At 67.4% G+C, this 24138-nt stretch carries 26 protein-coding genes; 16 read left to right on the top strand and 10 right to left on the bottom strand.

Annotation, left to right across the window (positions count from 1 at the left end):
• Positions 1-41: 41 nt before the first annotated feature.
• The 3 genes from ipdB to echA20 are packed head-to-tail and all read right to left on the bottom strand — an operon-like array spanning position 42 to position 2418.
• The gene (gene ipdB, locus H7I87_RS06545) at positions 42-785 is read right to left on the bottom strand and encodes a cholesterol ring-cleaving hydrolase subunit IpdB (protein ID WP_009974784.1); all 744 of its coding nucleotides are present in this window, start codon (positions 783-785) and stop codon (positions 42-44) included.
• The gene (gene ipdA / locus H7I87_RS06540) at positions 782-1663 is read right to left on the bottom strand and encodes a cholesterol ring-cleaving hydrolase subunit IpdA (RefSeq protein WP_009974785.1); all 882 of its coding nucleotides are present in this window, start codon (positions 1661-1663) and stop codon (positions 782-784) included. The genes ipdB and ipdA overlap by 4 nt, the downstream gene beginning before the upstream one ends.
• Complete coding sequence (gene echA20 / locus H7I87_RS06535) at positions 1663-2418, bottom strand: (7aS)-7a-methyl-1,5-dioxo-2,3,5,6,7,7a-hexahydro-1H-indene-carboxyl-CoA hydrolase (protein WP_009974786.1); 756 nt, start codon at positions 2416-2418, stop codon at positions 1663-1665. The genes ipdA and echA20 overlap by 1 nt, the downstream gene beginning before the upstream one ends.
• A 59-nt stretch (positions 2419-2477) precedes the next feature.
• On the opposite strand from echA20, the gene H7I87_RS06530 reads away from it, so the two are divergent.
• A complete protein-coding gene (locus H7I87_RS06530; protein WP_003875675.1) occupies positions 2478-3275 on the top strand; it encodes an SDR family oxidoreductase in 798 nt (265 codons plus the stop codon).
• 14 nt (positions 3276-3289) lie between these two features.
• A complete protein-coding gene (locus H7I87_RS06525) occupies positions 3290-4195 on the top strand; it encodes an SDR family oxidoreductase (RefSeq protein WP_011723666.1) in 906 nt (301 codons plus the stop codon).
• A gap of 137 nt (positions 4196-4332) precedes the next feature.
• Here H7I87_RS06525 and H7I87_RS06520 read toward each other — a convergent pair whose 3' ends face one another.
• From H7I87_RS06520 to H7I87_RS06510, 3 genes are read right to left on the bottom strand one after another with little or no spacing between them, the layout of a single operon-like run.
• Complete coding sequence (locus tag H7I87_RS06520; RefSeq protein WP_003875677.1) at positions 4333-4749, bottom strand: nitroreductase family deazaflavin-dependent oxidoreductase; 417 nt, start codon at positions 4747-4749, stop codon at positions 4333-4335.
• Positions 4750-4783: 34 nt separating this feature from the next.
• Positions 4784-5185: a DUF8021 domain-containing protein gene (locus H7I87_RS06515; RefSeq protein ID WP_003875678.1), complete on the bottom strand. Its 402-nt coding sequence runs from the start codon at positions 5183-5185 to the stop codon at positions 4784-4786.
• Positions 5186-5203: 18 nt separating this feature from the next.
• Entirely contained in the window at positions 5204-6364 is a 1161-nt protein-coding gene (locus H7I87_RS06510) for a steroid 3-ketoacyl-CoA thiolase (protein ID WP_003875679.1), read from the bottom strand.
• 159 nt (positions 6365-6523) lie between these two features.
• Here H7I87_RS06510 and H7I87_RS06505 point away from each other — a divergent pair, with 159 nt between their 5' ends.
• From H7I87_RS06505 to H7I87_RS06475, 7 genes are all read left to right on the top strand, one after another.
• Positions 6524-7774, top strand: a complete 1251-nt coding sequence (locus H7I87_RS06505; RefSeq protein WP_009974790.1) for a cytochrome P450 — start codon at positions 6524-6526, stop codon at positions 7772-7774.
• A 19-nt stretch (positions 7775-7793) separates the two neighbouring features.
• On the top strand, positions 7794-8864 hold the full coding sequence (locus H7I87_RS06500; RefSeq protein ID WP_033711415.1) for an acyl-CoA dehydrogenase family protein: 1071 nt from the start codon (positions 7794-7796) through the stop codon (positions 8862-8864).
• Positions 8855-10018, top strand: a complete 1164-nt coding sequence (gene fadE29, locus H7I87_RS06495; protein ID WP_003875682.1) for an acyl-CoA dehydrogenase FadE29 — start codon at positions 8855-8857, stop codon at positions 10016-10018. Before H7I87_RS06500 ends, fadE29 begins: the two co-directional genes overlap by 10 nt.
• Positions 10015-10968, top strand: coding sequence for a bifunctional MaoC family dehydratase N-terminal/OB-fold nucleic acid binding domain-containing protein (locus tag H7I87_RS06490; protein ID WP_003875683.1), 954 nt, complete (start codon positions 10015-10017; stop codon positions 10966-10968). Before fadE29 ends, H7I87_RS06490 begins: the two co-directional genes overlap by 4 nt.
• Positions 10965-11366, top strand: coding sequence for a MaoC family dehydratase (locus H7I87_RS06485; RefSeq protein ID WP_003875684.1), 402 nt, complete (start codon positions 10965-10967; stop codon positions 11364-11366). The genes H7I87_RS06490 and H7I87_RS06485 overlap by 4 nt, the downstream gene beginning before the upstream one ends.
• On the top strand, positions 11366-12535 hold the full coding sequence (gene ltp2, locus H7I87_RS06480; RefSeq protein WP_011723669.1) for a 17-hydroxy-3-oxo-4-pregnene-20-carboxyl-CoA lyase: 1170 nt from the start codon (positions 11366-11368) through the stop codon (positions 12533-12535). Before H7I87_RS06485 ends, ltp2 begins: the two co-directional genes overlap by 1 nt.
• Positions 12536-12650: 115 nt before the next feature.
• On the top strand, positions 12651-13490 hold the full coding sequence (locus H7I87_RS06475; protein ID WP_023861934.1) for a putative endonuclease domain-containing protein: 840 nt from the start codon (positions 12651-12653) through the stop codon (positions 13488-13490).
• Between the two features lie 82 nt (positions 13491-13572).
• Here the strand turns inward: H7I87_RS06475 and chsH3 are convergent, their stop codons facing one another.
• Positions 13573-14433, bottom strand: coding sequence for an enoyl-CoA hydratase ChsH3 (chsH3, locus tag H7I87_RS06470; protein ID WP_011723671.1), 861 nt, complete (start codon positions 14431-14433; stop codon positions 13573-13575).
• 1 nt (position 14434) lies between these two features.
• On the bottom strand, positions 14435-16117 hold the full coding sequence (gene kstD, locus H7I87_RS06465; protein ID WP_011723672.1) for a 3-oxosteroid 1-dehydrogenase: 1683 nt from the start codon (positions 16115-16117) through the stop codon (positions 14435-14437).
• 73 nt (positions 16118-16190) lie between these two features.
• On the opposite strand from kstD, the gene H7I87_RS06460 reads away from it, so the two are divergent.
• The 7 genes from H7I87_RS06460 to H7I87_RS06430 all read left to right on the top strand — a co-directional run bounded on the left by H7I87_RS06460 (position 16191) and on the right by H7I87_RS06430 (position 22502).
• Positions 16191-16976: a 2-keto-4-pentenoate hydratase gene (locus H7I87_RS06460; RefSeq protein ID WP_003875689.1), complete on the top strand. Its 786-nt coding sequence runs from the start codon at positions 16191-16193 to the stop codon at positions 16974-16976.
• A gap of 51 nt (positions 16977-17027) precedes the next feature.
• Positions 17028-17945 (top strand): acetaldehyde dehydrogenase (acetylating), encoded by a 918-nt coding sequence (locus H7I87_RS06455; RefSeq protein WP_019733099.1) that lies wholly within the window; start codon positions 17028-17030, stop codon positions 17943-17945.
• Positions 17942-19000: a 4-hydroxy-2-oxovalerate aldolase gene (dmpG, locus tag H7I87_RS06450; RefSeq protein WP_019733100.1), complete on the top strand. Its 1059-nt coding sequence runs from the start codon at positions 17942-17944 to the stop codon at positions 18998-19000. The genes H7I87_RS06455 and dmpG overlap by 4 nt, the downstream gene beginning before the upstream one ends.
• 52 nt (positions 19001-19052) lie before the next feature.
• Positions 19053-19358: a hypothetical protein gene (locus H7I87_RS06445; RefSeq protein WP_019733101.1), complete on the top strand. Its 306-nt coding sequence runs from the start codon at positions 19053-19055 to the stop codon at positions 19356-19358.
• 89 nt (positions 19359-19447) lie between these two features.
• Entirely contained in the window at positions 19448-20575 is a 1128-nt protein-coding gene (locus H7I87_RS06440) for a hypothetical protein (RefSeq protein WP_033713068.1), read from the top strand.
• A gap of 2 nt (positions 20576-20577) precedes the next feature.
• The gene (locus tag H7I87_RS06435) at positions 20578-21360 is read left to right on the top strand and encodes an SDR family oxidoreductase (RefSeq protein WP_031344559.1); all 783 of its coding nucleotides are present in this window, start codon (positions 20578-20580) and stop codon (positions 21358-21360) included.
• Complete coding sequence (locus tag H7I87_RS06430; protein WP_003877141.1) at positions 21357-22502, top strand: sulfotransferase family protein; 1146 nt, start codon at positions 21357-21359, stop codon at positions 22500-22502. The genes H7I87_RS06435 and H7I87_RS06430 overlap by 4 nt, the downstream gene beginning before the upstream one ends.
• Before the next feature lie 12 nt (positions 22503-22514).
• Here the strand turns inward: H7I87_RS06430 and H7I87_RS06425 are convergent, their stop codons facing one another.
• Both H7I87_RS06425 and H7I87_RS06420 read right to left on the bottom strand, forming a co-directional pair.
• Positions 22515-22952, bottom strand: a complete 438-nt coding sequence (locus tag H7I87_RS06425) for a hypothetical protein (RefSeq protein WP_023864172.1) — start codon at positions 22950-22952, stop codon at positions 22515-22517.
• A gap of 5 nt (positions 22953-22957) precedes the next feature.
• A complete protein-coding gene (locus H7I87_RS06420) occupies positions 22958-24115 on the bottom strand; it encodes a 3-ketosteroid-9-alpha-monooxygenase, oxygenase component (RefSeq protein WP_009974810.1) in 1158 nt (385 codons plus the stop codon).
• Positions 24116-24138: the final 23 nt, after the last annotated feature.

The following is a 24138-nucleotide window of genomic DNA, read 5'->3' as shown; positions in this document are numbered from 1 at the left end:
ACGATGCAGAGCGCAGCGATGAGGAGGAGGCGGAATAATCATCAACGGATCTCCCTGTCCCGCAGCGACTTCGGGTCGATCACCTCGCGGATCAGGCGCAGCTCGTCGTCGGTGGGCAGCCGGGTCTCGTCGGCCTCGTCCAGGCCGTGGATCTCGAACGAGGTGGCTTCCCGCACGTCTTGCGGCGACACCCCGGGGTGCAGGCTCACCGCCCGCATGGTCCGGTCCGGGCCGCCGAAGTCGAACACCCCCAGGTTGGACACCACCCGATGGGTGTTGGCGAAGCGGAACGCCGGGTTGTCGGAATCCACGTTGTCCCAGCCGATCCCGCACACCACGTCCACCTTCTCGCAGAACACCCGCTTGGAGTGGTTGCCCACCCAATAGCTGGTGGCGTGGTTGATGGCATTGCCGGGCGCGCCGCGCACCCCGAACATCTGACGGGTGGGCTGCTGCAGCGGTCCGAACGCTGAGATGTTCTGATTGCCGAACCGGTCAACCTGATTGGCGCCCATCACCACGTGGCGCCGGCCCCAGGACAGCGTCTCGAACACCCGGCCGAACGGCATCCACCCTTCGACGGCCCCGGCCGCACCGAGCGCCGGGGTGTCGGCCAGCAACTGCGCCTCGCCGTCGGTCAACAGGATGTCGGGGGAGAACGTCAACCGGGCCAGCCGCGCGCCGACCGAGGCCATGTTGGTCATCGGGCTGACCATGATTTCGCCGGCTTCCCTGAACAATTCGGCGCAGGCGACGGCGCAGATCTCGGCGCGGGTGCTGGTCACTTGGCGGCCTCCTCGGCGAATGCGCGAACCGCGGCCTGGTAGTCGTCTTCGTTGCCGGGCAGGTAGGTTTGCACGAACTGTCGCCAGCCTTCCTCCGTCGAGGCCGCCTCGGCGTAGTGCCGCTGAAACTTTTCGTCGCGGCCGTAATCCGGTGCGGCGGTGGTGAAGTGAGCGCCGTTCGGCGCCTCGACCACGGCGTCGACCATCATGCGGTTGACCAGCAGCGCTTGCGGCGGCACCGCCTTGACCAGCTCCTGGGTGGAGACGACCCGCTCCACCGACAGGAAGCGCTTGTCCGCGGCCATCAAAAACAGGTCGTCGAAGTACGGATCGATCCCGGTGTAGGCCGCATTGCCTTGGGCGTCACCGAGATTGAGGTGCACGAAGGCGGCATCCAGCCGCAGTGCGGGCATGGCGATCAGCGTCTCGTGCGCCCCATCCGTCGGGTAGGGCGAGGTGACCGTCTGCAGCTCGCCCTCCCAGAAGTCGGGCACCGAACTGCCCAGCCCGGCCCGAATCGGCAGGAACGGCAACCGGTTCGCGGCGGCCTGTAACCCGCAGCGCAGCATGCCCTCGTCCATTTCGCGGGCCTGGATCGCCCCGCTGGTCCGCGCCTTGGCGAACCACGGGTCGTAGAACGGCGGCGAGTCCAGCGAGACGAACCCGTAGTAGACGCGCTTGACCTTGCCGGCAGAGCAGAGCAGCCCCAGGTCCGGCCCGCCGTAGGTCACCACGGTCAGGTCGGTGACGTCGGTGCGCAGCAGCGCGCGCACGAAGGCCATCGGCTTGCGCCGCGATCCCCAGCCGCCGATGCCGATGGTCATGCCGCTGCGCAGCTGCGCGACGGCCTCGTCCAAAGAGGTGCGTTTGTCGGCCACTATTTCTTGCCCTTCTGGGTGCCGGCGAATGCGTCGCGGTGCTCGTCGGACACCCCGGCCAGATTGAGCTCGAACGTAAAGCCTTGCTCCATCCGGTAACTCGAGTTGACCCGCTGCACGTCGATGAAGTTCAGCGCCTCCTTGGCCGCCCGGATGACCCGGGTGTCCTTGGCGGCGATCTCGCGCGCGACCCGCAGCGCCGCGTCATCCAGCTCGCCGCGCGGCACCACCTCGTGCACCGACCCGAAGTGGTGCAGGGTGGCGGCGTCGACGGTGGCGGCGGTGAAGAACAGCCTGCGCATCAGGTGCTGTGGCACCAGCCGGGACAGGTGGGTGGCGGCGCCGAGCGCGCCCCGCTCCACCTCGGGCAGCCCGAAGGTGGCGTCGTCGGAGGCGACGATGACATCGGAGTTGCCGACCAGGCCGATGCCGCCGCCGACGCAGAATCCGTTGACCGCCGCGACGACGGGCACCGCGCACTCGTAGACCGCCCGGAACGCGGCGAAGCAGCCGCGGTTGGCGTCGATCAGCGCGGTGAATCCCTCGGTGCGCTGCATCTCCTTGATGTCCACCCCGGCGTTGAAGCCGCGGCCCTCGGCCCGCAGGATCACCACGTGGGTCTCGGGGTCCTGGCCGGCCGCGGTGACGGTGTCGGCGAGGTCGAACCAGCCGCGCGACGGGATGGCGTTGACGGGCGGGAAGTCGACGGTGACCGCGACGATGCCCGGTTCGATGGTTTTGGATGTGATGGGCAAGGTGCCACTTCCTTGTGGGGTAACTACCTAAGCAAGCACTTGCTTGGTACGCTAGCACAGTGACTCGCGCCGAAGCATGCCCCCCGTTTGCAGAAGCCATCAACCTGGGGCTGACCGGTCGGGTGGTCCTGGTCACCGGCGGAGTTCGCGGGGTCGGTGCCGGCATCAGCTCGGTTTTCGCCGCACAGGGCGCCACCGTCGTCACCTGCGCGCGACGGGCGGTCGAGGGGCTGCCGTATGAGTTCCACTCCTGCGATGTCCGCGACGACGACGCCGTCAAGGCGCTGATCGACACCATCGCCGACCGGCACGGCAGGCTCGACGTCGTGGTCAACAACGCCGGGGGATCGCCCTACGTGCTGACCGCGGAATCCAGCGCCAAGTTCAACCGCAAGATCATCGAGCTGAACCTCATTGGCGCGCTGTCGGTTTCGCAGCACGCCAACGCTCACATGCAGAAGCAGGCCCAGGGCGGGTCGATCGTCAACATCTGCAGCCTGTCCGGCCGCCGGCCCTCGCCGGGCACCGGCGCCTACGGGGCGGCCAAGGCCGGCCTGGAAAGCCTCACCCAGACCCTGGCGGTGGAGTGGGGGCCCAAGGTCCGGGTGAACGCCTGCGTGGTGGGCATGGTGGAGACCGAGCAGTCGGAGCTGTTCTACGGCGACGCCGACTCCATCGCCGCGATCTCGAAGAACGTGCCCCTGGGCCGGTTGGCCAAGCCGGCCGACATCGGTTGGGCCGCAGCATTTTTAGCCTCCGATGCGGCCTGCTACATCAGCGGGGCCTCGCTGGAGGTGCACGGCGGCGGTGAGCCGCCGCACTATCTGGCCACCACGAACGCGAGCGCGATCAAGTAGAGGAGACAAGGACTATGGGAGTGGTTGACGGCCGCGTCGTCATCGTCACCGGAGCGGGCGGCGGTATCGGTCGCGCGCACGCACTGGCCTTCGCCGCCGAAGGGGCGCGTGTGGTGGTCAACGACATCGGGGTGGGCCTCGACGGTTCACCGGCCAGCGGCGGCAGCGCCGCCCAGAGCGTGGTGGACGAGATCACCGCCGCCGGCGGGGAAGCCGTCGCCGACGGATCCAACGTCGCCGACTGGGACCAGGCCGCCGGTCTGATCCAGACCGCCGTCGAAACCTTCGGTGGTCTCGACGTTTTGGTGAACAACGCCGGCATTGTGCGCGACAGGATGATCGCCAACACCAGCGAGGAGGAGTTCGACGCCGTCATCGCGGTGCACCTCAAGGGGCACTTCGCCACCATGCGGCACGCCGCGGCGTACTGGCGGGGGCTGTCCAAGGCGGGCAAGGCCGTCGACGGCCGGATCATCAACACCAGCTCGGGCGCCGGCCTGCAGGGGAGCGTCGGGCAGGGCAACTACAGCGCCGCCAAGGCCGGTATCGCGACGCTGACGCTGGTCGGCGCGGCGGAGATGGGCCGCTACGGCGTCACCGTCAACGCGATCGCGCCGTCGGCCCGCACCCGGATGACCGAGACCGTGTTCGCCGAGATGATGGCAACGCAGGACCAGGATTTCGACGCGATGGCCCCGGAAAACGTGTCGCCCCTGGTGGTTTGGCTGGGCAGTGCGGAAGCCCGCGACGTGACCGGCAAGGTGTTCGAGGTCGAGGGCGGCAAGATCCGGGTCGCCGAGGGCTGGGCGCACGGCCCGCAGATCGACAAGGGCGCGAGGTGGGATCCCGCCGAGCTGGGGCCCGTCGTCGCCGACCTGCTCGGCAAGGCCCGCCCGCCGGTGCCGGTCTACGGCGCCTAACGCACCGGACGCGCCGGACGCACCAAGGCACCCGACGCACCCTCGCCGCCGAACGTGCACCCACCGCGAGAATTCCGCCGATTCTTCGCTACCAGTGCACGCTCGACGACGGCGAGGTGCCTAGTTGCCGATCCGGTTCACGGGTCGCAGATCACGACCGGGATCACCCGGTCGGTCCACGACTGATAGTCGTCGAACGAGGGATACATGGCCACCAGTTTCGGCCAGTACTGTTCGCGTTCCTCGGGCGTAGCGTCGCGCGCCTGAAGTTGCAGCACCTCGTCTTTGATCTGCACGGACACTTTCGGATTCGCCTTGAGGTTGAGGTACCACAGCGGATGCTTGTCGCGGCCACCCTGCGAGGCAACCAGGATCACCCGATCGCCCTCGCGCAGGTACAGCAGCGGGCTCACCCGCGGCTGCCCGGTCTTGCGGCCGGTGGTGGTCAGCAGCGCCACCGGGCGTTTCTGGAACGTGCCGCCCCACTTGCCCCTGCTGACGCGGTACATCCAGGTGTTGACCCGGGACATCCACTTGATGAAGAACCCGGTCATCGGCGAATTCAAGGATTTGGGTTTTTCCACTGCGCTACTGCCGTCCTCGCGTCTGGATGAAGGGTTGGAAGCGAACCTTGATGTGCTGGATTTCGGCTCTGCCGCTTGGGCTTTCGGCCGGAATCAGGAAGGTCTCGGTGACGTGCGCGGCCAGTCGGCGTCCGCCCAGCGCCGCCTTGGTCAGCACCTGGTAGGACGCGTGCACCCGGTCGCCGTCGATGCGGTAGTCCGGGGTAGTGGTGTGCGCGAGCAACCGGTACTGCGGACCGCGATTGAGGCTGCGGCGCAGGTGATTTCCCGAGAACCCGTTCTTGATTCCCTGCTCGACGCGGGTGCAGCCGGGCGCGAACGGAACGGCGTCGCCGTCATGGCTGACCAGGGCGTCGATGTAGGCCTGCGCCGCGGCGATGCGGCTTTCGTCCGAGACGCTCACCACCGAAGCCGGACCGGGGACCTAGATGCGTTCGATGATGGTGCCGGTGGACAGCGCACCGCCCGCGCACATCGTGATCAGCGCGGTGGTCTGATCGGAGCGCTCCAGCTCGTGCAGGGCGGTGGTGATCAGCCGGCTGCCGGTGCACCCCACCGGGTGGCCCAGCGCGATGGCGCCGCCGTTGACGTTGACCCGGGCCATGTCGGGCTCGTGCACCCGCGCCCAGGACAGCACCACCGAGGCGAACGCCTCGTTGATCTCGGTGATGTCGATGTCGCCCATCTTCATGCCGGCCTTTTCCAGCACCTTGGCGGTGGACTGCACCGGGCCGTCCAGGTGGTAGTACGGCTCGGCGCCGACCAGCGCCTGGCTGATGATGCGGGCCCGCGGCCGCAGGCCGAGCGCCTTGGCCTTGTCCTCGTCCATCCACAGCACGGCGGCCGCGCCGTCGGAGATCTGTGAGGACGTGCCCGCGGTGTGGATCCCGCCCTCGATGACCGGTTTCAGCGCGGACAGACCCGACAGGGTGGTCTCGCGCAGGCCCTGGTCGCGGCTGATGGTGACGCGCTCGGCGGTGGGCTGCTTGTTCTCGTCGAGGGCCGGCGCCACGATCGGCGAGATCTCACGGTCGAAACGGCCCTCGTCCCAGGCCTGTTTCGCCTTGGCCTGGGAGGCCAGACCGAACTCGTCGATGTCTTCCCGGGTGATGCCGCGGCGCTTGGCGATCCGCTCGGCCGCCTCGAACTGGTTGGGCATGTCGATGTCCCACGACTCGGCCCGCCAGTTGTGGTCGGGGCCCGCGTTGGCGCCCAGCCCGACCCGGCTCATCGCCTCGATGCCGCAGGCGATGCCCACGTCGATGGCGCCGGTGGCGATCAAACCCGCGATCAGGTGGTTGGCCTGCTGCCCGCTGCCGCACTGGCAGTCCACGGTGGTGGCGCCGACGTGGTCGGGCAATCCGGCGGTGAGCCACGCCGTCCGGCTGATGTTGTTGGACTGCTCGGCGTACTGCGTGACGCAACCGCCGATCACCTGTTCGACGTCGCCGGCGTCGATGCCGGCCTTCTCGACCACGGCCTTCTGCACCGCCCCGAGCAGCTCGGTGGCGTGCAGCCCTGACAACCAGCCGTTGCGCTTGCCGATCGGGCTGCGGGTGGCTGCGACGATTACCGGGTTACCCATGCCCGTCAGGCTAGAACACGTTTCATTACTATGACAAGCGAGGATATGTCGCCGCCTTTTGTCTGCGGTGGAGGCATGTTTTACTGGCACCAGAGCATCACTAGGACAGCTAGTGTCCTGGGATCGCAAGTCAGCGAGGACTGTAGTTAGGAGAAGAGCGTGCCCAGTCCGAATCTTCCACCCGGGTTCGACCTTCTGGACCCGGACGTCTGCGTCAAGGGCCTGCCGGTCGCCGAATTAGCCGAACTGCGCAAGTCCGCGCCAATCTACTGGATGGACGTCCCCGGCGGGACCGGCGGGTTCGGTGACAAAGGCTATTGGGCGATCACCAAGCACAAGGACGTCAAAGAGATCTCCGTGCGCAGCGACATCTTCTCGTCGCAGCAGGACTGCGCCATCCCGGTCTGGCCGAAGGAGATGACGCGCGAGCAGATCGACCTGCAGCGCAACGTCATGCTCAACATGGACGCGCCGCACCACACCCGGCTGCGCAAAATCATCTCGCGCGGTTTCACCCCGCGGGCCGTCGGCCGGCTGCGTGACGAGCTGGACGCCCGCGCGCAGAACATCGCCAAGACCGCGGCCGCGGCCGGCGCCGGCGACTTCGTCGAGCAGGTCTCCTGCGAGCTGCCGCTGCAGGCCATCGCCGGTCTGCTGGGTGTTCCGCAGGAGGACCGGGACAAGATCTTCCGCTGGTCCAACGAGATGACCGGCAACGAGGACCCCGAGTACGCGCACATCGACCCGGCGATGTCGTCGGCCGAGCTGATCATGTACGCGATGAAGATGGCCGAGGAGCGGGCCAAGAACCCCGGCGACGACATCGTCACCCAGCTGATCCAGGCCGACCTCGACGGCGAGAAGCTCTCCGACGACGAATTCGGTTTCTTCGTGGTGATGCTCGCGGTCGCCGGCAACGAGACCACCCGGAACTCGATCACGCACGGCATGATCGCCTTCGCCGACAACCCCGACCAGTGGGAGCTGTTCAAGAAGGAGCGCCCGGAGACCGCGCCGGACGAAATCGTGCGCTGGGCAACGCCGGTCACCGCGTTCCAGCGCACCGCGCTCGAGGATTACGAGCTGTCCGGGGTGCAGATCAAGAAGGGCCAGCGGGTGGTGATGTTCTACCGCTCGGCGAACTTCGACGAAGAGGTCTTCGAGGATCCGCACCGCTTCAACATCTTGCGAAACCCCAACCCGCACGTCGGTTTTGGCGGTACGGGTGCGCACTACTGCATCGGCGCCAACCTGGCCCGGATGACCATCAGCCTGATCTTCAACGCCGTGGCCGACCACATGCCGGACCTCAAGCCGCTGTCGGCGCCCGAGCGGTTGCGGTCGGGCTGGCTCAACGGCATCAAGCACTGGCAGGTCGACTACACCGGCAAGTGCCCGGTGGCGCACTGATATGGCGTCAGAAACGACGATGGACTTCGACCCCAGTCCGACACAACAGGCGGTCGCCGACGTCGTCACGTCGGTGCTGGATCGCGAATTGAGTTGGGAGGCACTGGTCGACGGGGGTGTGACGGCGCTGCCGGTGCCCGAGCGTCTCGGCGGCGACGGGGTGGGTCTGCCCGAGGTCGCCACGGTGCTCACCGAAGTCGGTCGCCGCGGCGCCATCACGCCGGCGCTGGCCACGTTGGGTTTTGCGGTGCTTCCGTTGCTCGAGCTGGCCTCCGAGGAGCAGCAGGACCGGTTCCTGGCCGGGGTCGCCAGGGGCGGGGTGCTGACGGCCGCGCTCAACGAACCCGGTACCCCGCTGCCGGACCGGCCCGCGACCACCTTCGCCGACGGCCGGTTGTCGGGCACCAAGATCGGCGTCGGCTATGCGGCACAAGCGGATTGGATGATCGTCACCGCCGACAGTGCGGTTGTCGTGGTCTCGCCCAAGGCCGACGGCGTCCAGGTGGTGCAGACGCCGACCTCGAACGGCTCCGACGAGTACACGGTCAGCTTCACCGGCGTCGCGGTGGCCGATTCCGACGTGCTGGCGGGCGCCACGGCGGCGCGGGTCAACCAGCTGGCGCTGGCGGCCGTGGGCGCCTACGCCGACGGGCTGGTCAGCGGGGCGCTGCGGTTGACCGCCGACTACGTGGCCAACCGCAAGCAGTTCGGCAAGCCGCTGTCCACCTTCCAGACCGTGGCCGCGCAGCTCGCCGAGGTCTACATCGCCTCGCGCACCATCGATTTGGTGGCCAAGTCGGTGGTCTGGGGGCTGTCCGAGGGCCGGGATGTCGATCACGACCTGGGTGTGCTGGGATACTGGGTGGCGTCGCAGGCGCCCCCGGCGATGCAGCTCTGCCACCACCTGCACGGCGGCATGGGCATGGACATCACCTATCCGATGCATCGGTACTACTCCACGATCAAGGACCTGACCCGGCTGCTGGGCGGGCCGTCGCATCGCCTGGACCTCGTGGCGATCGCAAGCACGGCGCAGCCGGGCGCAGCGGGTCGGCACGCAGACGACCTGGTGGGAGCGCAATGTTCATAGACCTGACCCCAGAACAGCGTCAGCTGCAAGCCGAACTGCGGGAATACTTTTCGAACCTGATCTCGTCCGACGAGATGAAGGCGATGGAGCAGGACCGCCACAACGAGGCCTACCGGGCGGTGATCCGGCGGATGGGCCGGGACGGCAAGCTCGGGGTGGGCTGGCCAAAGGAGTTCGGCGGCTTGGGCTTCGGCCCGATCGAGCAGTCGATCTTCGTCAACGAGGCGCATCGCGCCGACGTGCCGCTGCCCGCGGTGACCCTGCAGACGGTCGGGCCGACGCTGCAACAGTTCGGCAGCGAGATGCAGAAGAAGAAGTTCCTGCCGGCGATCCTGGCCGGCGAGGTGCACTTCGCGATCGGCTACACCGAGCCGGAGGCCGGCACCGACCTGGCGTCGCTGCGCACCACGGCCGTGCGGCAGGGCGACGAGTACATCGTCAACGGGCAGAAGATCTTCACCACCGGTGCCCATGACGCCGACTACATCTGGCTGGCCTGCCGCACCGATCCGGAAGCCGTGAAACACAAGGGCATTTCGATCCTGATCGTGGACACCAAGGACCCCGGCTACTCCTGGACGCCGATCATCCTGTCCGACGGCGCCCACCACACCAACGCCACCTACTACAACGACGTGCGGGTGCCCGCCGACATGCTGGTCGGCGAGGAGAACGGCGGGTGGAAGCTGATCACCACCCAGCTCAACAACGAGCGGGTGATGCTGGGCCCGGCCGGCCGTACCGCCGGCATCTACGACCGGGTTCGCGAGTGGGCGTCCAAGCCGGGCAGCGACGGGGTCACCCCGATCGACCACGCCGACGTCCAGCGGGCGCTCGGTGAGATCTATGCGATGTGGCGGATCAACGAGTTGCTCAACTGGCAGGTGGCGGCGGCCGGTGAGGACATCAACGTCGCCGACGCCGCGTCGACGAAAGTCTTTGGCACCGAGCGGATTCAGTACATCGGCCGGCTCGCCGAGGAAGTCGTCGGCAAGTACGGTAACCCCGCCGACCCGGAGACCGGCGAACTGCTCAGGTGGCTGGACTCGCAAACCAAGCGCAACCTGGTGATCACGTTCGGCGGCGGTGTCAACGAAGTGATGCGCGAGATGATCGCCGCCGCCGGGCTCAAAGTGCCGAGGGTGCCCCGATGACCGATATCGCCGAAGCCATCGCGGAGATCAAAGCGGCCGGCGGGCCGAAACCGCGCGCCGGGCGCGACCCGGTGAATCAGCCGATGATCAACAACTGGGTGGAGGCCATCGGCGACCGCAACCCGATCTATGTCGACGAGGCCGCGGCCCGCGCCGTCGGACATCCCGGGATCGTGGCCCCGCCGGCCATGATTCAGGTGTGGACCATGTTCGGCCTGGGCGGGGAGCGTCCCAAGGACGACCCCATGGGGCCCATCATGGAGTTGTTCGACAACGCCGGGTACGTCGGTGTGGTCGCCACCAACTGCGAGCAGACCTACCACCGCTACCTGCGGCCCGGTGAGCAGGTCAGCATCACCTCGGAGATGGGCGATGTGATCGGGCCCAAGCAGACGGCGCTCGGCGAGGGCTGGTTCATCAACCAGCACATCATCTGGCGGGTGGGGGACGAGGATGTGGCCGAGATGAATTGGCGCATCCTCAAATTCAGGCCCCGCGAATCCGACGCGGCGGCGTCGCCGGTGCCCGACGACCTCGATCCGGCCACCATGATGCGGCCCGCGTCGTCACGCGACACCGCCTTCTTCTGGGAGGGTGTCAAGGCGCACGAGCTGCGGATCCAGCGGCGGCCGGACGGCAGCCTGCAGCACCCGCCGGTGCCGGCGGTGTGGCAGGACAAGACCGCCCCCATCGACTATGTGGTGGCCAGCGGCAAGGGCACGGTGTACAGCTTCGTGGTGCATCACGCGCCCAAAGTGCCCGGCCGCACACTGCCTTTCGTGATCGCACTGGTCGAACTCGCCGAGGGCGTCCGGATGCTGGGCGAGCTGCGCGGCATCGACCCGGCCCGGGTGCGGATCGGGCTGCCGGTGCGGGCCACCTACCTCGATTTCCCGGCCGACGACAACGGTCCGGAGTGGAGCCTCTACGCCTGGGAGCCTGACGCATGAGCGCACCCGTCATCGAAGTCGGCACCACGTTGCCCGAGCTCAAGCTCTACGGCGACCCGACGTTCATCATCTCAACCGCCCTGGCCACCAGGGACTTTCAGGACGTGCACCACGACCGGGACAAGGCGCAGGCCAAAGGGTCGAAGGACATCTTCGTCAACATCCTCACCGACACCGGCCTGGTGCAGCGCTACGTCACCGATTGGGCCGGGCCGTCGGCGCTGATCAAGTCGATCGGCCTGCGTCTCGGTGTGCCGTGGTATGCCTACGACACGGTGACGTTCTCCGGCGAGGTGACCGCCGTCCAGGACGGCCTGGTGACGTTAAAGGTGTTCGGCCGCAACAGCCTTGGCGATCACGTCATCGCGACGGTGACGCTGACGATGGGGGATGCCTGATGCTTTCCCGCAAGGCGGCGATCGTCGGCATCGGCGCGACCGACTTTTCGAAGGATTCCGGCCGCAGTGAGCTGCGGCTGGCGGCCGAGGCGGTGCTGGACGCCCTGGACGACGCCGGGCTTTCGCCGGCGGACGTCGACGGGCTGACCACCTTCACGATGGACACCAACAACGAGACGGCCGTCGCCCGCGCCGTCGGCATCGGTGACCTGAAGTTCTTCTCCCAGATCGGTTACGGCGGCGGGGCCGCCTGCGCGACCGTGCAGCAGGCCGCGATCGCGGTGGCCACCGGGGTGGCCGACGTCGTGGTGGCGTACCGGGCGTTCAACGAGCGCTCGGGCATGCGGTTCGGTCAGGTGCAGACGCGGCTGGCGGGAGATGCTCGCGCGCAGGCGGATTCGACCGCGGCGGACAATTCGTTCTCCTACCCGCACGGGCTGTCCACGCCGGCAGCGCAGGTCGCCATGATCGCGCGGCGCTACATGCACCTGTCCGGCGCGACCAGCCGGGACTTCGGTGCGATCTCGGTGGCCGACCGCAAGCACGCGGCCAAGAACCCGAAGGCGTACTTCTACGAGAAGCCGATAACCATTGAGGACCACCAGAATTCGCGGTGGATCGCCGAACCGTTGCGGCTGCTGGACTGCTGCCAGGAGACCGACGGTGCGGTGGCGATCGTGGTGACGTCCGTCGAGCGGGCACGCGACCTCAAGCAGCGGCCGGCGGTCATCGAGGCGGCGGCGCAGGGGTCCAGCCCCGACCAGTACACGATGGTCAGCTACTACCGCTCGGAGCTCGGCCTGCCCGAGATGGGCGTGGTGGGCCGGCAGCTGTGGCAGCAGTCCGGCCTGAAGCCGACCGACATTCAGACCGCCGTGCTCTACGACCACTTCACGCCCTTCACGCTGATTCAGTTGGAGGAGTTGGGATTCTGCGGCAAGGGTGAGGCCAAGGACTTCATCGCCGACGGCGCCATCGAGATCGGCGGGCGGCTGCCGATCAACACGCACGGCGGCCAGCTTGGTGAGGCCTACATCCACGGCATGAACGGCATCGCCGAGGGGGTGCGGCAACTGCGGGGCACCTCGGTGAACCCGGTGCCCGACGTCGAGCACGTGCTGGTCACCGCGGGCACCGGTGTGCCCACGTCGGGCCTGATCCTGGGCTAGCTTCCCGCCTTCGCTCGAGCGTCAAGTTAGCGTCACGCTCGCGGCCGAGCGTGAAATTAACATCACGCTCGACGAGTGAAGTGACGGTGCGCGGGTCGCGTGCGACGCTGCCGTCGTGGGTGAGCCGTTCCTCGGCAGTGAGGCCGTAGCGCGAGGCGTGTTGACGAGAAGTCGGCTGAGCACTGGCTACACCCGGCTGTTCCGAGACGTGTATGTCAGCAGAGACGACGAGGTTACCGCCGTGCTACGCGCGAGGGCCGGGTGGCTGTGGAGCGGGCGCCGGGGTGTGGTCGCCGGGTTCTCCGCGGCGGCGCTGCACGGAAGCAAATGGGTTGACGCCATGACGGTGGTGGACCTCATCCACCACAACCGCCACCGCCAGCCCGGGATCAGGGTCCATGAAGAGCGAATCGAAGAAGACGAAATTGCGGTCTTAGACGGGATTCTGGTGACCTCGGCGTCCAGAACGGCTCTCGATCTCGGCTGCTGGTATCCGACCACCGCAGCGGTTGCCGGCATCGATGCATTAGCCCGCGAAACCCGAATCAAGGCGGCCGATGTCGAGCTGCTCGCGCAGAGATACCCGGGACGCCGCGGCATCGTCCGGGCAAGGGAAGCTATCGCACTCTTCGACGGTGGGTCGCAGTCTCCCAAGGAGTCCTGGCTGCGCGTTGTTTTGACCCAGGCCGGATTACCGCCACCACAGACGCAGATCCGGGTCGTTGACGACCTTGGCGACCCGGTGGCCTACCTCGATATGGGTTGGGAGGACTTGAAAGTCGCGGTCGAGTACGACGGTGATCATCATCGCAGCGACCGGCGTCAGTATGGCTGGGATATTCGTCGCTCGGAAATGCTGCAGCGACTCGGTTGGATCGTGGTGAGGGTGGTCGCCGGGGACCGGCCCGCCGACATCATCGCCCGGGTACGCGAGGCGCGCGCCCGCCGAGCGTGAAACTAGTTTCACGCTCGGCACCGAACGTGAAGCTAACTTCACGTTCGGCGGCAAAACGGCAAAAAGGCAAGCAGCGCGAGCCCTACGCCGGGACCAGCTCGACGCCGGAGAGCACGACGGCGTTGTCGCGCGAAGGCGCGACAACGCTGGCCAGAAATCGCCCACCCTCTTTCCAGATGCCGACCTTCAGCGTTTCGCCGGGGAAGGCCACCCCGGCGAAACGCGCGCCGTAGGCCGCCACCGCGCCGGCGTCGCTGTCGAGCAGGGCGTCGACGATCGCCTTGCAGGTCATGCCGTAGGTGCACAACCCGTGCAGGATCGGCTGGGAAAACCCTGCGGCAGCGGCGAATTCGGGATCCGAGTGCAGCGGGTTGCGGTCGCCGCACAGCCGGTACAGCAGCGCCTGCTGCGGCAGGATCGGCACGTCGACCTCCAGGTCGGGCGCCCGCTCCGGCGCGGCGTCACCCCCCGACGGGCCGCGTTCCCCGCCGAAGCCGCCCTCGCCGCGGGCGAAGATCGACCGTTTCTGCGTCCACAACAGGGTGCCGTCCGGTGCGGTCACCTTCGTCTCGCTCCAGATCACCGCGGCCTTGCCCTTGTCCCAGATGTCGGTGAACCGGGTGACGGCGCGCGCGGAGCCCGAAGGCGGCAGCGGAGCGGGCACCTCCACCCGCTCGGACGCGTGCAGCACCTTGCCCAGCTCGATGTCGATGCCGGGGAACTGCACGGTCGGCGGCTTGGTGGCGTGGAAGGTGGCGGCCACGTTGCCGAACGTCGGCAGCACCTGCGGGGTGTCGTCGACCAGGTAGCGCAGCTCGCGCGGATCCATCGGGTCGGACCCCGCGCCCAGCGCCAGGTGGTAGAGCTGGACATCACTGCTGGTCCAAGAGAATTCGATGGGATCCAGCTCGGCGTTCAGCGCGACGTCGACGTCGATCGGCATGTCAGTTCTCTCCCGCGATGTGCAGCGCCGCCAGGTAGCCGAATGTCATGGCCGGGCCGATCGTGCCACCCGGACCCGGGTACGTGTGGCCCATCACCGGCGCGCTGACATTGCCCGCGGCGTAGAGACCTTCGATGATACTGCCGTCGTCGCGCAGCGCGCGGCCGTGGATGTCGGTGCGGATGCCACCCTTGGTGCCCAAATCGCCCGGCACCATCTTGGCGGCGTAGTAGGGCGGGTGGCTGATCTCGCCGAGGTTGGGATTGGGCTTGTTGGTGGGATCGCCGTAGTACCTGTCGTAGGCGCTCTCGCCGCGATGGTAGTCCTCGTCGATGCCGGTGCGCGCGAAGCCGTTGAACCGCTGCACGGTGGCCAGGAATTCGTCGACCGGAAGGCCCGCCTTTGAGGCCAGCTCCTCGAGCGTTTCGGCCTGGATGATGACGCCGGACTCCAGCCATTTACGCGGAATGCGTTGCCCCGGTTGCAATCCGGCGAAGATGTAGCGGTCCCGGTACTGCTGGTCGAACACCAGCCACGCCGGGATGTTCTCACCCGGCCCGGGGCCCTGACCGTATTCGCCGCCGTACATGTGATGGCAGGCCTCGACATAGGGCATCGACTCGTTCATGAACCGCTTGCCCGACATGTTGACGATGATCGACCCCGGCGAATTGCGCTCGGACAGCGCGAACCACGGCGCCCCGACCAGCGGCACGGTCGGACCCCACCAGGCGTCTTCCATCAATTCCAGTGCGGCGCCCAGCTTTTCGGCCGCCAGAATCCCGTCACCGGTGTTCGCCTTGGCACCCACGGTCCACTCGGTGGTGATGGGCGCGCGCTGGTATTTCACCCGCATCTGCTCGTTGTGCTCGAAGCCGCCGCTGGCCAGGATCACGCCGCGGCGCGCCCGGATCAGCCGCGGTTCGGCGGACTCGGCCGCCTGACTGTCACGGACATAGACGCCGCGCACCACGCCGTCTTCGAGGTACAGGTCGGTCAGCGCGGTGTTGAGCACCACCGGAACGCCGGCCCGCTGCAAACCGATGCGCAGCGGCCCGATCAGCGCCCGGCCCATGCCGACCAGGTTCTTGCCGGTCGCCTTGGCCCACATGGTGCGGGCGCCGACCTTCAGGCTGCGCAGCACACCCCGCGGGTGGCGCTTGAGCTGGTTCAACCGCACGTAGTCCTGTTGCATGACAACGACGTTCAGCGGCACCTTGCCGTACGCCGGTTCCAGGCCGGCCTCGTCGGGCCCCAGTTTGCGGGCGTTGAACGGCTTCGGCTCGATCGACCGGCCCTCCGCGCGTCCGCCCGGCGACTCCGGGTAGTAGTCGGAGTACCGCGGCACCCAGCACATCTTCAACGGCGTGTGCTTGAGCACGAAGGACAGCATTTCCGGCCCGCGTTCCAGGTAGGTGTCGATGCGTTCCGGCTCGACGACGTCGCCGATGATCCCGTGCAGATAGGTGCGGGCCGCCTCCGGGGTGTCCTTCACCCCATCACGCTTGAGCACTTCGTTATTTGGGATCCAAACACCGCCGCCCGACCGCGCGGTCGAGCCGCCGAAGTGGGGGGCCTTCTCGATGACTATGGTGGAAAGACCCCGGTGAGCGGCGGTAAGGGCGGCCACCATACCGGCTCCGCCGCTCCCGACCACGACGACGTCGTACTCCTGCGCTGACATGTAGAACACGTTATAGAATTGCCCGGGGCGGCCGCTACTGGCCCGGTCGACCGTACGAGGAGACTGCAAGAAAATGCTCAGTGTTGCCACCCGCGACGAGCTGGCTGCCGAGTTGGCGCAGGCCGAGCGGAGCGGTGAGCCCATCCCACCGTTGACCGCCGCCTACCCCGAGATCGACGTCGTCGACGCGTATGAGATTCAGCTGATCAACATCCGGCAGCGGGTCGCCGAGGGCGCCCGGGTGCTGGGCCACAAGGTCGGGTTGTCGTCGTTGGCGATCCAGCAAATGATGGGCGTCGACGAGCCGGACTACGGGCATCTGCTCGACGACATGCAGTTGTTCGAAGACACCCCGGTCAAGACGAACCGCTACCTCTACCCGCGGGTGGAGGTCGAAGTCGGCTTCATCCTGAACGCCGACCTGCCGGGGGCGGGCTGCACCGAGGACGACGTGATGGCGGCCACCGAGGCGTTCGTTCCGGCCATCGAGCTGATCGACACCCGGATCACCGACTGGAAGATCGAGTTGTGCGACACCATCGCCGACAACGCCTCGTCGGCCGGCTTCGTCCTGGGTGCGGCCCGGGTGTCCCCGCAAGACATTGACATCAAGGGGATCGACGCGGTGCTGCGCCGCAACGGTGAGGTGGTGGCCGAGGGCCGCACCGACGCGGTGCTGGGCAACCCGGTGACCGCGGTGGCCTGGCTGGCCCGCAAGGTGGATGGCTTCGGGGTGCGGCTGCGCAAGGGCGACGTGGTGTTGCCCGGCTCGTGCACGAAGGCGATCGACGCGCACCCCGGCGACGAGTTCGTCGCCGACTTCGCGGGCCTGGGTTCGGTGCGTCTGTCGTTCGAATAGGCTCGAGTTAAATCGACCAACTTAAATCTCAACAGCTTCGTAAGGAGCGTCATGCCGACTAAAGCAAAAGTGGCGATTGTCGGGTCGGGGAACATCAGCACGGACCTGCTCTACAAGCTGCTGCGATCCGACTGGCTGGAACCGCGCTGGATGGTCGGCATCGACCCGCAGAGCGAGGGCCTGGCCCGGGCCCGCAAGCTGGGCTTGGAGACCACCCACGAGGGGGTCGACTGGCTGCTGGCGCAGCCGGAGAAACCCGACCTGGTCTTCGAGGCGACCAGCGCCTACGTGCACCGCGACGCCGCCCCCAAGTACGAGGCCGCCGGCATCCGGGCCATCGACCTGACGCCCGCCGCGGTGGGCCCGGCCGTCATCCCGCCGGCGAACCTGCGCCAGCACCTGGACGCGCCGAACGTCAACATGATCACCTGCGGCGGGCAGGCCACGATTCCGATCGTCTACGCCGTCAGCCGCGTCGTCGAGGTGCCCTACGCCGAGATCGTCGCGTCGGTGGCGAGCGTGTCGGCGGGCCCGGGCACCCGCGCCAACATCGACGAGTTCACCAAGACCACCAGCCGGGGCGTGGAGACCATCGGCGGCGCCAAGCGGGGCAAGGCGATCATCATCCTCAACCCGGCCGACCCGCCGATGATCATGCGCGACACCATCTTCTGCGCCATCCCCGAGGACGCCGACCGGGACGCGATCGCGCAGTCGATTCACGACGTCGTCAAAGAGGTGCAGAGCTACGTGCCCGGCTACCGGCTGCTCAACGAGCCGCAGTTCGACGACCCGTCGCTCAACTCCGGCGGCCAGGCGCTGGTCACCACCTTCGTCGAGGTCGAGGGCGCCGGCGATTACCTGCCCCCGTATGCGGGCAACCTGGACATCATGACCGCCGCGGCCACGAAGGTGGGCGAGGAGATCGCCAAGGAGACGCTGGCCACGACGGCGGGAGGAGCGCAATGACTACCGATATTTTCTTCAACCCGATTTGGGACGTCCGGTTGACCGACACGTCGCTGCGCGACGGCAGCCACCACAAGCGCCACCAGTTCACCAAGGACGAGGTGCAAGCCATCGTCGCGGCCCTGGACGCCGCGGGGGTGCCGGTCATCGAGGTCACCCACGGCGACGGGCTGGGCGGCTCGAGCTTCAACTACGGGTTCTCCAAGACCCCCGAGCAGGAGCTGATCAAGCTGGCCGCCGAGACCGCCAAGGAGGCCAAGATCGCCTTCCTGATGCTGCCCGGGGTGGGCACCAAGGAGGACATCAAGGAGGCCCAGAACAACGGCGGCTCGATCTGCCGGATCGCCACGCACTGCACCGAGGCCGACGTGTCCATCCAGCACTTCGGCCTGGCCCGCGAACTCGGGCTGGAGACCGTCGGCTTCCTGATGATGAGCCACACCATCCCGCCGGAAAAGCTCGCCCAGCAGGCCCGCATCATGGCCGACGCCGGCTGCCAGTGCGTCTACGTGGTCGACTCGGCCGGCGCGCTGGTGCTCGAGGGCGTGCGCGACCGGGTGGCCGCGCTGGTCGCCGAGCTGGGCGACGACGCCCAGGTCGGTTTCCACGGGCACGAGAACCTCGGGCTCGGGGTGGCCAACAGCGTCGAGGCCGTCCGGGCCGGCGCCAAGCAGATCGACGGCTCGTGCCGCCGGTTCGGAGCCGGAGCGGGCAACGCGCCCGTCGAGGCGCTGATCGGCGTGTTCGACAAGATCGGCGTCAAGACCGGCATCGACTTCTTCGACATCGCCGACGCCGCCGAGGAGGTGGTCGCGCCGGCCATGCCCGCCGAGTGCCTGCTCGACCGCAACGCCCTGATCATGGGCTATTCCGGGGTGTACTCGAGTTTCCTCAAGCACGCCATCCGCCAGTCCGAGCGCTACGGGGTGCCCGCACACCAGCTGCTGCACCGGGCCGGTCAGCGCAAACTCATCGGCGGTCAGGAAGACCAGCTGATCGACATCGCGCTGGAGATCAAGCGCGAGCAGGAAAGCGGGGCCGCGGCGGCGCGCTGAGCCGCCGCGTTCGCACAGCCGACGCAAAGCTTGCGCGGGTAACCTGGCGCGCATGAGCACATCCAACACAGTCGGCGCCCGTCGCCGCGGGCTGTACGGCCTGCTCGCCGGGGGGTTACTCACCGCTGCCGCCGCGACGGTGATCGCGCTACCCGTGGCGGGCATCGCCCACGCGGAATGCAATCAGGACGTCGGTCAGTCCATCGACTCCTACCTGCAGAAGCACCCGGACCTGCACCAGCAGCTGCAGCAAAGGTCGCAGGCCGAGGGTGGCAACGGCAACGTCATCGACTACCTCAATCGGCATCCCGACGTGCGCCAGCACCTGATTGACCTGTCGCACTCCTGCCCGCCCTAGGTGAGCCGGCCTCGTCGCGCGACGCCGTGGGCGACGCGCGGGAACGTTCGCCATTGACGAAAAAGTAGAACACGTTCTAGCGTCTAGGCGTGTTCTCTGATCCGCTCACCTCCGCGATCGCCGAGGCCGAAAATCTGGTGGCCGCCGCGCCGCACATCGAGACCGAAGCCGACCTGCTAGAGGGACTGCAGTACCTGGCCGGCTGCATCTCGGCCTGTATCCACCTGGCGGTCGACTACGAGCGCGACCACCCCTTCCTGCAATCGGGCACCGGGCCGTTCACCAAGATGGGCCTGGACAACCCCGACACGCTGTACTTCGGCACCCGGGTGCACGCCGGCTACGACTACGTCGTCACCGGCCGCCGCGGCACCACCACCGATTTGAGTTTTCAGCTGCTCGGCGGCGAGTACACCGACGACAACGTGCCGGCCAGCCAGGCCGCGTTCGACGACCGCGAGCTCGACATCGCGCCCGACGGCAGCTTCGAGTGGCGGGTGCGACCGACCAGCAACGGTCAGCTGGTGATCCGCGAGGTGTACGGCGACTGGGCCGCCCAGCGCGGCACCCTGGCCATCGCACGGGAGGACACCGCGGGCACGGCGCCGCCGCCGCTGACCCGCGAGACGATCGAAAAGCGTTATGCCACAGCCGGAAAACAACTCGTGAACCGGGTGAAGACCTGGCTGCAGTTCCCGCAGTGGTTCTACTTCAACATCCCGGTCAACACCATGGTCGCGCCCCGGTTGACGCCGGGCGGGCTGGCGACGCAGTACTCGTCGGCCGGGCACTACGAACTGCAGCCCGACCAGGCGCTGCTGATCACCATCCCGGTCACCGACGCCCCCTATCTCGGGTTCCAACTGGGCAGCCTGTGGTACATCTCGCTGGACTACATCAACCATCAGACGTCGCTGAACAACACTCAGGCGCAAGCGGATCCGGACGGCAAGGTGCGCATCGTCGTCGCCGAGCAGAACCCGGGCGTGACGAACTGGGTGGAGACGGTCGGGCATCGGAAGGGCTTCCTGCAGTTCCGCTGGCAACGGGTGTCGCGCCAGCTCACCGAGGCCGACGGCCCCACCGTCGAGCTGGTCGACTTCGACGCCGTACCGGCCAAGCTGCCCTACTACGAGCACAACAAGATCTCCGACGACGAATGGCGGGCGCGAATCGCGTTGCGCCAACAACAGATTGCGGCAAGGATGCTGGGGTGACGATGGCAGGGATGCTCGACGGCAAGGTGGTGGTCATCAGCGGCGTGGGGCCGGGGCTGGGCACCACGCTGGCGCACCGATGCGCCGACAGCGGGGCCGACCTGGTGCTGGCGGCGCGTACCGCCGAGCGGCTGGAGAAGGTGGCCAAGGAGGTCAACGACGGCGGCCACCGGGCGCTGGCGGTGCGCACCGACATCACCGACGACGACGAAGTCGCCTACCTGGTCGAGACCACCATGGCGACCTACGGCAGGGCCGACGTGCTGATCAACAACGCGTTCCGGGTACCGTCGATGAAACCCTTGGCGGGAACCAGTTTTCAGCACATCCGTGACGCGATCGAGTTGAGCGCGCTGGGCGCGCTGCGGCTGATCCAGGCCTTCACACCCGCACTGGAGACGGCGCACGGATCCATCGTCAACGTCAACTCCATGGTGCTGCGTCATTCGCAGGCCAAGTACGGTGCGTACAAGATGGCCAAGTCGGCGCTGCTGTCCATGTCGCAGTCGCTGGCCACCGAGCTGGGCGAAAAGGGAATCCGGGTCAATTCGGTTGCGCCGGGCTACATCTGGGGCGATACCTTGCAGGCCTACTTCGAGCACCAAGCGGGCAAGTACGCCACCACGGTCGAGCAGATCTACGCGGCCACCGCCGCCAACTCAGACCTCAAACGCCTGCCCACCGAGGACGAAGTCGCTTCGGCCATCATGTTTTTGGCCAGCGACCTGTCCAGCGGCATCACCGGGCAGACCTTGGACGTCAACTGCGGGGAATACCACACGTGAGCGATCGCACCGACATCGGCACCGTCGAGGAGCTGCACGCATCGGCCACCAAGCTGACCGGTCTCGACGACTTCGGCACCGACGACGACAACTACCTGCAGGCGCTGGAAGTGCTGCTGGACTCCTACCGCCGGGAAGCCGGCCTTACGGTGTTGGGCAGCAAGATGAATCGCTTCTTTCTGCGCGGCGCCCTGGTGGCGCGCCTGCTGTCGGAGTCGGCCTGGAAGCAATACCCGCAGTACGCCGACGTCGCGATCCAACGGCCGATCTTCGTCACCGGCCTGGTGCGCACCGGGACCACGGCGCTGCACCGGCTGCTGGGCGCCGATCCCGCGCATCAGGGCCTGCACATGTGGCTGGCCGAATTCCCGCAGCCGCGGCCGCCGCGCGAGACCTGGGAGTCCAACCCGCTGTACCGCCAGCTCGACGCGCAATTCACCCAGCACCACCGGGACAACCCGGGCTACACCGGGCTGCACTTCATGGCCGCCTACGAGCTGGAGGAGTGCTGGCAGCTGCTGCGGCAGTCGCTGCACTCGGTGTCGTATGAAACGCTGGCGCACGTCCCCAGTTACGCGCAGTGGCTGTCCGAACAGGACTGGACGCCGTCGTATCAGCGCCACCGCCGCAACCTTCAGCTGATCGGGCTCAACGACGCCGATAAGCGCTGGGTGCTGAAGAACCCCAGCCACCTGTTCGCGCTGGACGCGTTGATGGCCACCTACCCGGATGCGCTGGTGATCCAGACTCATCGCCCGGTCGAAACGATCATGGCGTCGATGTGCTCGCTGGCCCAGCACACCGCCGAGGGATGGTCGACCACGTTCGTCGGGGCCCAAATCGGCGCTGACGCAATGGATACCTGGTCGCGGGGGCTGGAGCGGTTCAACACCGCGCGGGCCAAGTACAACCCGGCGCAGTTCTACGACGTCGACTACAAGGAGTTGATCGCCGACCCGCTGGGCACCGTGGCCGACATCTACCGGCACTTCGGCCTGACGCTGACCGAGGAGGCGAAGGCGGCCATGGCCAAGACCCACGCCGACAGCCAGTCCGGCGAGCGGGCGCCCAAGCACAGCTACTCGCTGGCCGACTACGGCCTCAGCGTGGAGACGGTCAAGGAGCGGTTCGCCGGGCTGTGATCGTCCGCGCAGTCAGTCGTCCAGATATCCCTCCGCGACGGCATGCTCGATGCTGTCGCCGAGCTTCGGGCAGGACTTGGTGCGCGCGGTGTCGCCCCCGGCCTGGCGGACCTCGGTGAAATACGCGCAGCGCTGCCAGGCTTCGGTGTTCCACTGCACCGCGGTGTGCCCTGGCCCGAGCCGGCGGACGGCGACCCGCGCGTGGCAGAACCGGCAGTCCACCGGCAGCAGACCCGAGTTGAGGTAGCGCTCCCGGTCGGCGCGGCTGGCCTCGGCGACGGCGGCCGCGCGCTGCGGGTCATCGGTGAAATCCCTTGACTTCGACCAGGATCCACCGTTGGCCGGCGACGCGGCGGGCCGCTCGTCGTGGTCGTGATGATCGCCGTGCAGCAACAGCATCGACCGAGCGAGTCGATCGACGTCGGGAACCGCCGGCTTATCGTCGGTCATGGCGGTCAGTGTTGTTCGGCGGGAACGTCTTCGGACTCTTTGGCCTTCAGGTTCTGCGCGACCTCGGCATTCCAGTACTCGTTGGCCCGGGTGGTGTCCACCTCGATCTCGAAGCGCTCCACCATCTCCGGCTCGATGTCGGCGACGTCGACGTAGAACTGCTGGTACCAGCGGCGCAGCTGGTAGACGGCGCCGTCCTCCTCGACCAGCAGCGGATTGTCGATGCGGGTCTTGTGCTTCCAGATCTCGACGTCCTGCAGGAAGCCCTTGCTGACCCCCTCGGTGAACACCCGGGACAGCTTGTCGGTCATCTCCTCGTCCATGCCCTTGGGCTTCTCCACGATCACGCCCCACTGCAGCACGAACGAGTTCTGCGTCACCGGGTAGTGGCAGTTGATCAGGATCGACTCGGCCTTGTAGTCGCCGTAGCTGTTGTGCAGCCAGTTGATCATGAACGACGGACCGAAGTAGGACGCCTCCGAATCCAGGTGTGCCTCACCGTAAGACGTGCCGAGGTCGTTCACGTCCGGGCGGCCCACGTTGTGCAGGTACTGCGACGCGATGTGGCCCTCGAACACGTTCTTGAAGTACGTCGGCAACCCGAAATGGATGTAGAAGAAGTGCGCCATGTCGGTGACGTTGTCGATGATGTCGCGACAGTTGGAGCCCTCGATGAGGATGCGGTTCCACCGCCAGTCGGTCCACTCGTCGCTGTGCGCCTCCGGGATCTCCGGGATGCGGACGGCCGGGTCCGGCGGGTTGTTCTCGTGGTCGTGCCAGACGAACAGCAGCCCACCCCGCACATCGGTGGTCCACGACCGGGTGCGCGCCGTCTTCGGCGTGCGCTTGGCGTACGGCACCAGCTTGCACCGGCCGTCGCCGCCCCAGCGCCAGTCGTGGAACGGGCAGGCGACCTCGTCGCCCTTGATGGTGCCCTCCGACAGGTCACCGCCCATGTGCCGGCAGTAGCCGTCGAGCACGTGGATGTCGCCGTGTGAGTCGGCGAAGACGACCAGTTTGGTGCCGAACGCCTCGATCGAGTGCGGCTTGCCGTCCTGGAAGTCCTTTGCGACGCCCAGGCAGTGCCAGCCACGGGCGTATCTGGTCGGCAGGGCGCCGGGATCGATCTCCCGGATGCCGACCGGCTTGGTGTCGGTAGCCACCTGTCACCTCCAACTCGCTGGCC

The organism is Mycobacterium timonense (genome assembly GCF_025821985.1).
GTDB classification, from domain to species: domain Bacteria; phylum Actinomycetota; class Actinomycetes; order Mycobacteriales; family Mycobacteriaceae; genus Mycobacterium; species Mycobacterium avium.
Note: the sequence above shows the minus strand (reverse complement) of the source record. Positions and strands in the feature narration are given on the sequence as shown.

Bases quoted from the DNA above. Each gene is read 5' to 3' on its own strand.
- H7I87_RS06485 (WP_003875684.1), top strand. From the start codon at position 10,965: ATGAGCGCACCCGTCATCGAAGTCGGCACCACGTTGCCCGAGCTCAAG.
- H7I87_RS06435 (WP_031344559.1), top strand. From the start codon at position 20,578: ATGGCAGGGATGCTCGACGGCAAGGTGGTGGTCATCAGCGGCGTGGGG.
- dmpG (WP_019733100.1), top strand. From the start codon at position 17,942: ATGACTACCGATATTTTCTTCAACCCGATTTGGGACGTCCGGTTGACC.
- fadE29 (WP_003875682.1), top strand. From the start codon at position 8,855: ATGTTCATAGACCTGACCCCAGAACAGCGTCAGCTGCAAGCCGAACTG.
- H7I87_RS06520 (WP_003875677.1), bottom strand. From the start codon at position 4,749: ATGACCGGGTTCTTCATCAAGTGGATGTCCCGGGTCAACACCTGGATG.
- H7I87_RS06460 (WP_003875689.1), top strand. From the start codon at position 16,191: ATGCTCAGTGTTGCCACCCGCGACGAGCTGGCTGCCGAGTTGGCGCAG.
- H7I87_RS06455 (WP_019733099.1), top strand. From the start codon at position 17,028: ATGCCGACTAAAGCAAAAGTGGCGATTGTCGGGTCGGGGAACATCAGC.
- H7I87_RS06490 (WP_003875683.1), top strand. From the start codon at position 10,015: ATGACCGATATCGCCGAAGCCATCGCGGAGATCAAAGCGGCCGGCGGG.
- H7I87_RS06500 (WP_033711415.1), top strand. From the start codon at position 7,794: ATGGACTTCGACCCCAGTCCGACACAACAGGCGGTCGCCGACGTCGTC.
- H7I87_RS06425 (WP_023864172.1), bottom strand. From the start codon at position 22,952: ATGACCGACGATAAGCCGGCGGTTCCCGACGTCGATCGACTCGCTCGG.
- kstD (WP_011723672.1), bottom strand. From the start codon at position 16,117: ATGTCAGCGCAGGAGTACGACGTCGTCGTGGTCGGGAGCGGCGGAGCC.
- H7I87_RS06510 (WP_003875679.1), bottom strand. From the start codon at position 6,364: ATGGGTAACCCGGTAATCGTCGCAGCCACCCGCAGCCCGATCGGCAAG.
- ltp2 (WP_011723669.1), top strand. From the start codon at position 11,366: ATGCTTTCCCGCAAGGCGGCGATCGTCGGCATCGGCGCGACCGACTTT.
- H7I87_RS06525 (WP_011723666.1), top strand. From the start codon at position 3,290: ATGGGAGTGGTTGACGGCCGCGTCGTCATCGTCACCGGAGCGGGCGGC.
- chsH3 (WP_011723671.1), bottom strand. From the start codon at position 14,433: ATGCCGATCGACGTCGACGTCGCGCTGAACGCCGAGCTGGATCCCATC.
- H7I87_RS06445 (WP_019733101.1), top strand. From the start codon at position 19,053: ATGAGCACATCCAACACAGTCGGCGCCCGTCGCCGCGGGCTGTACGGC.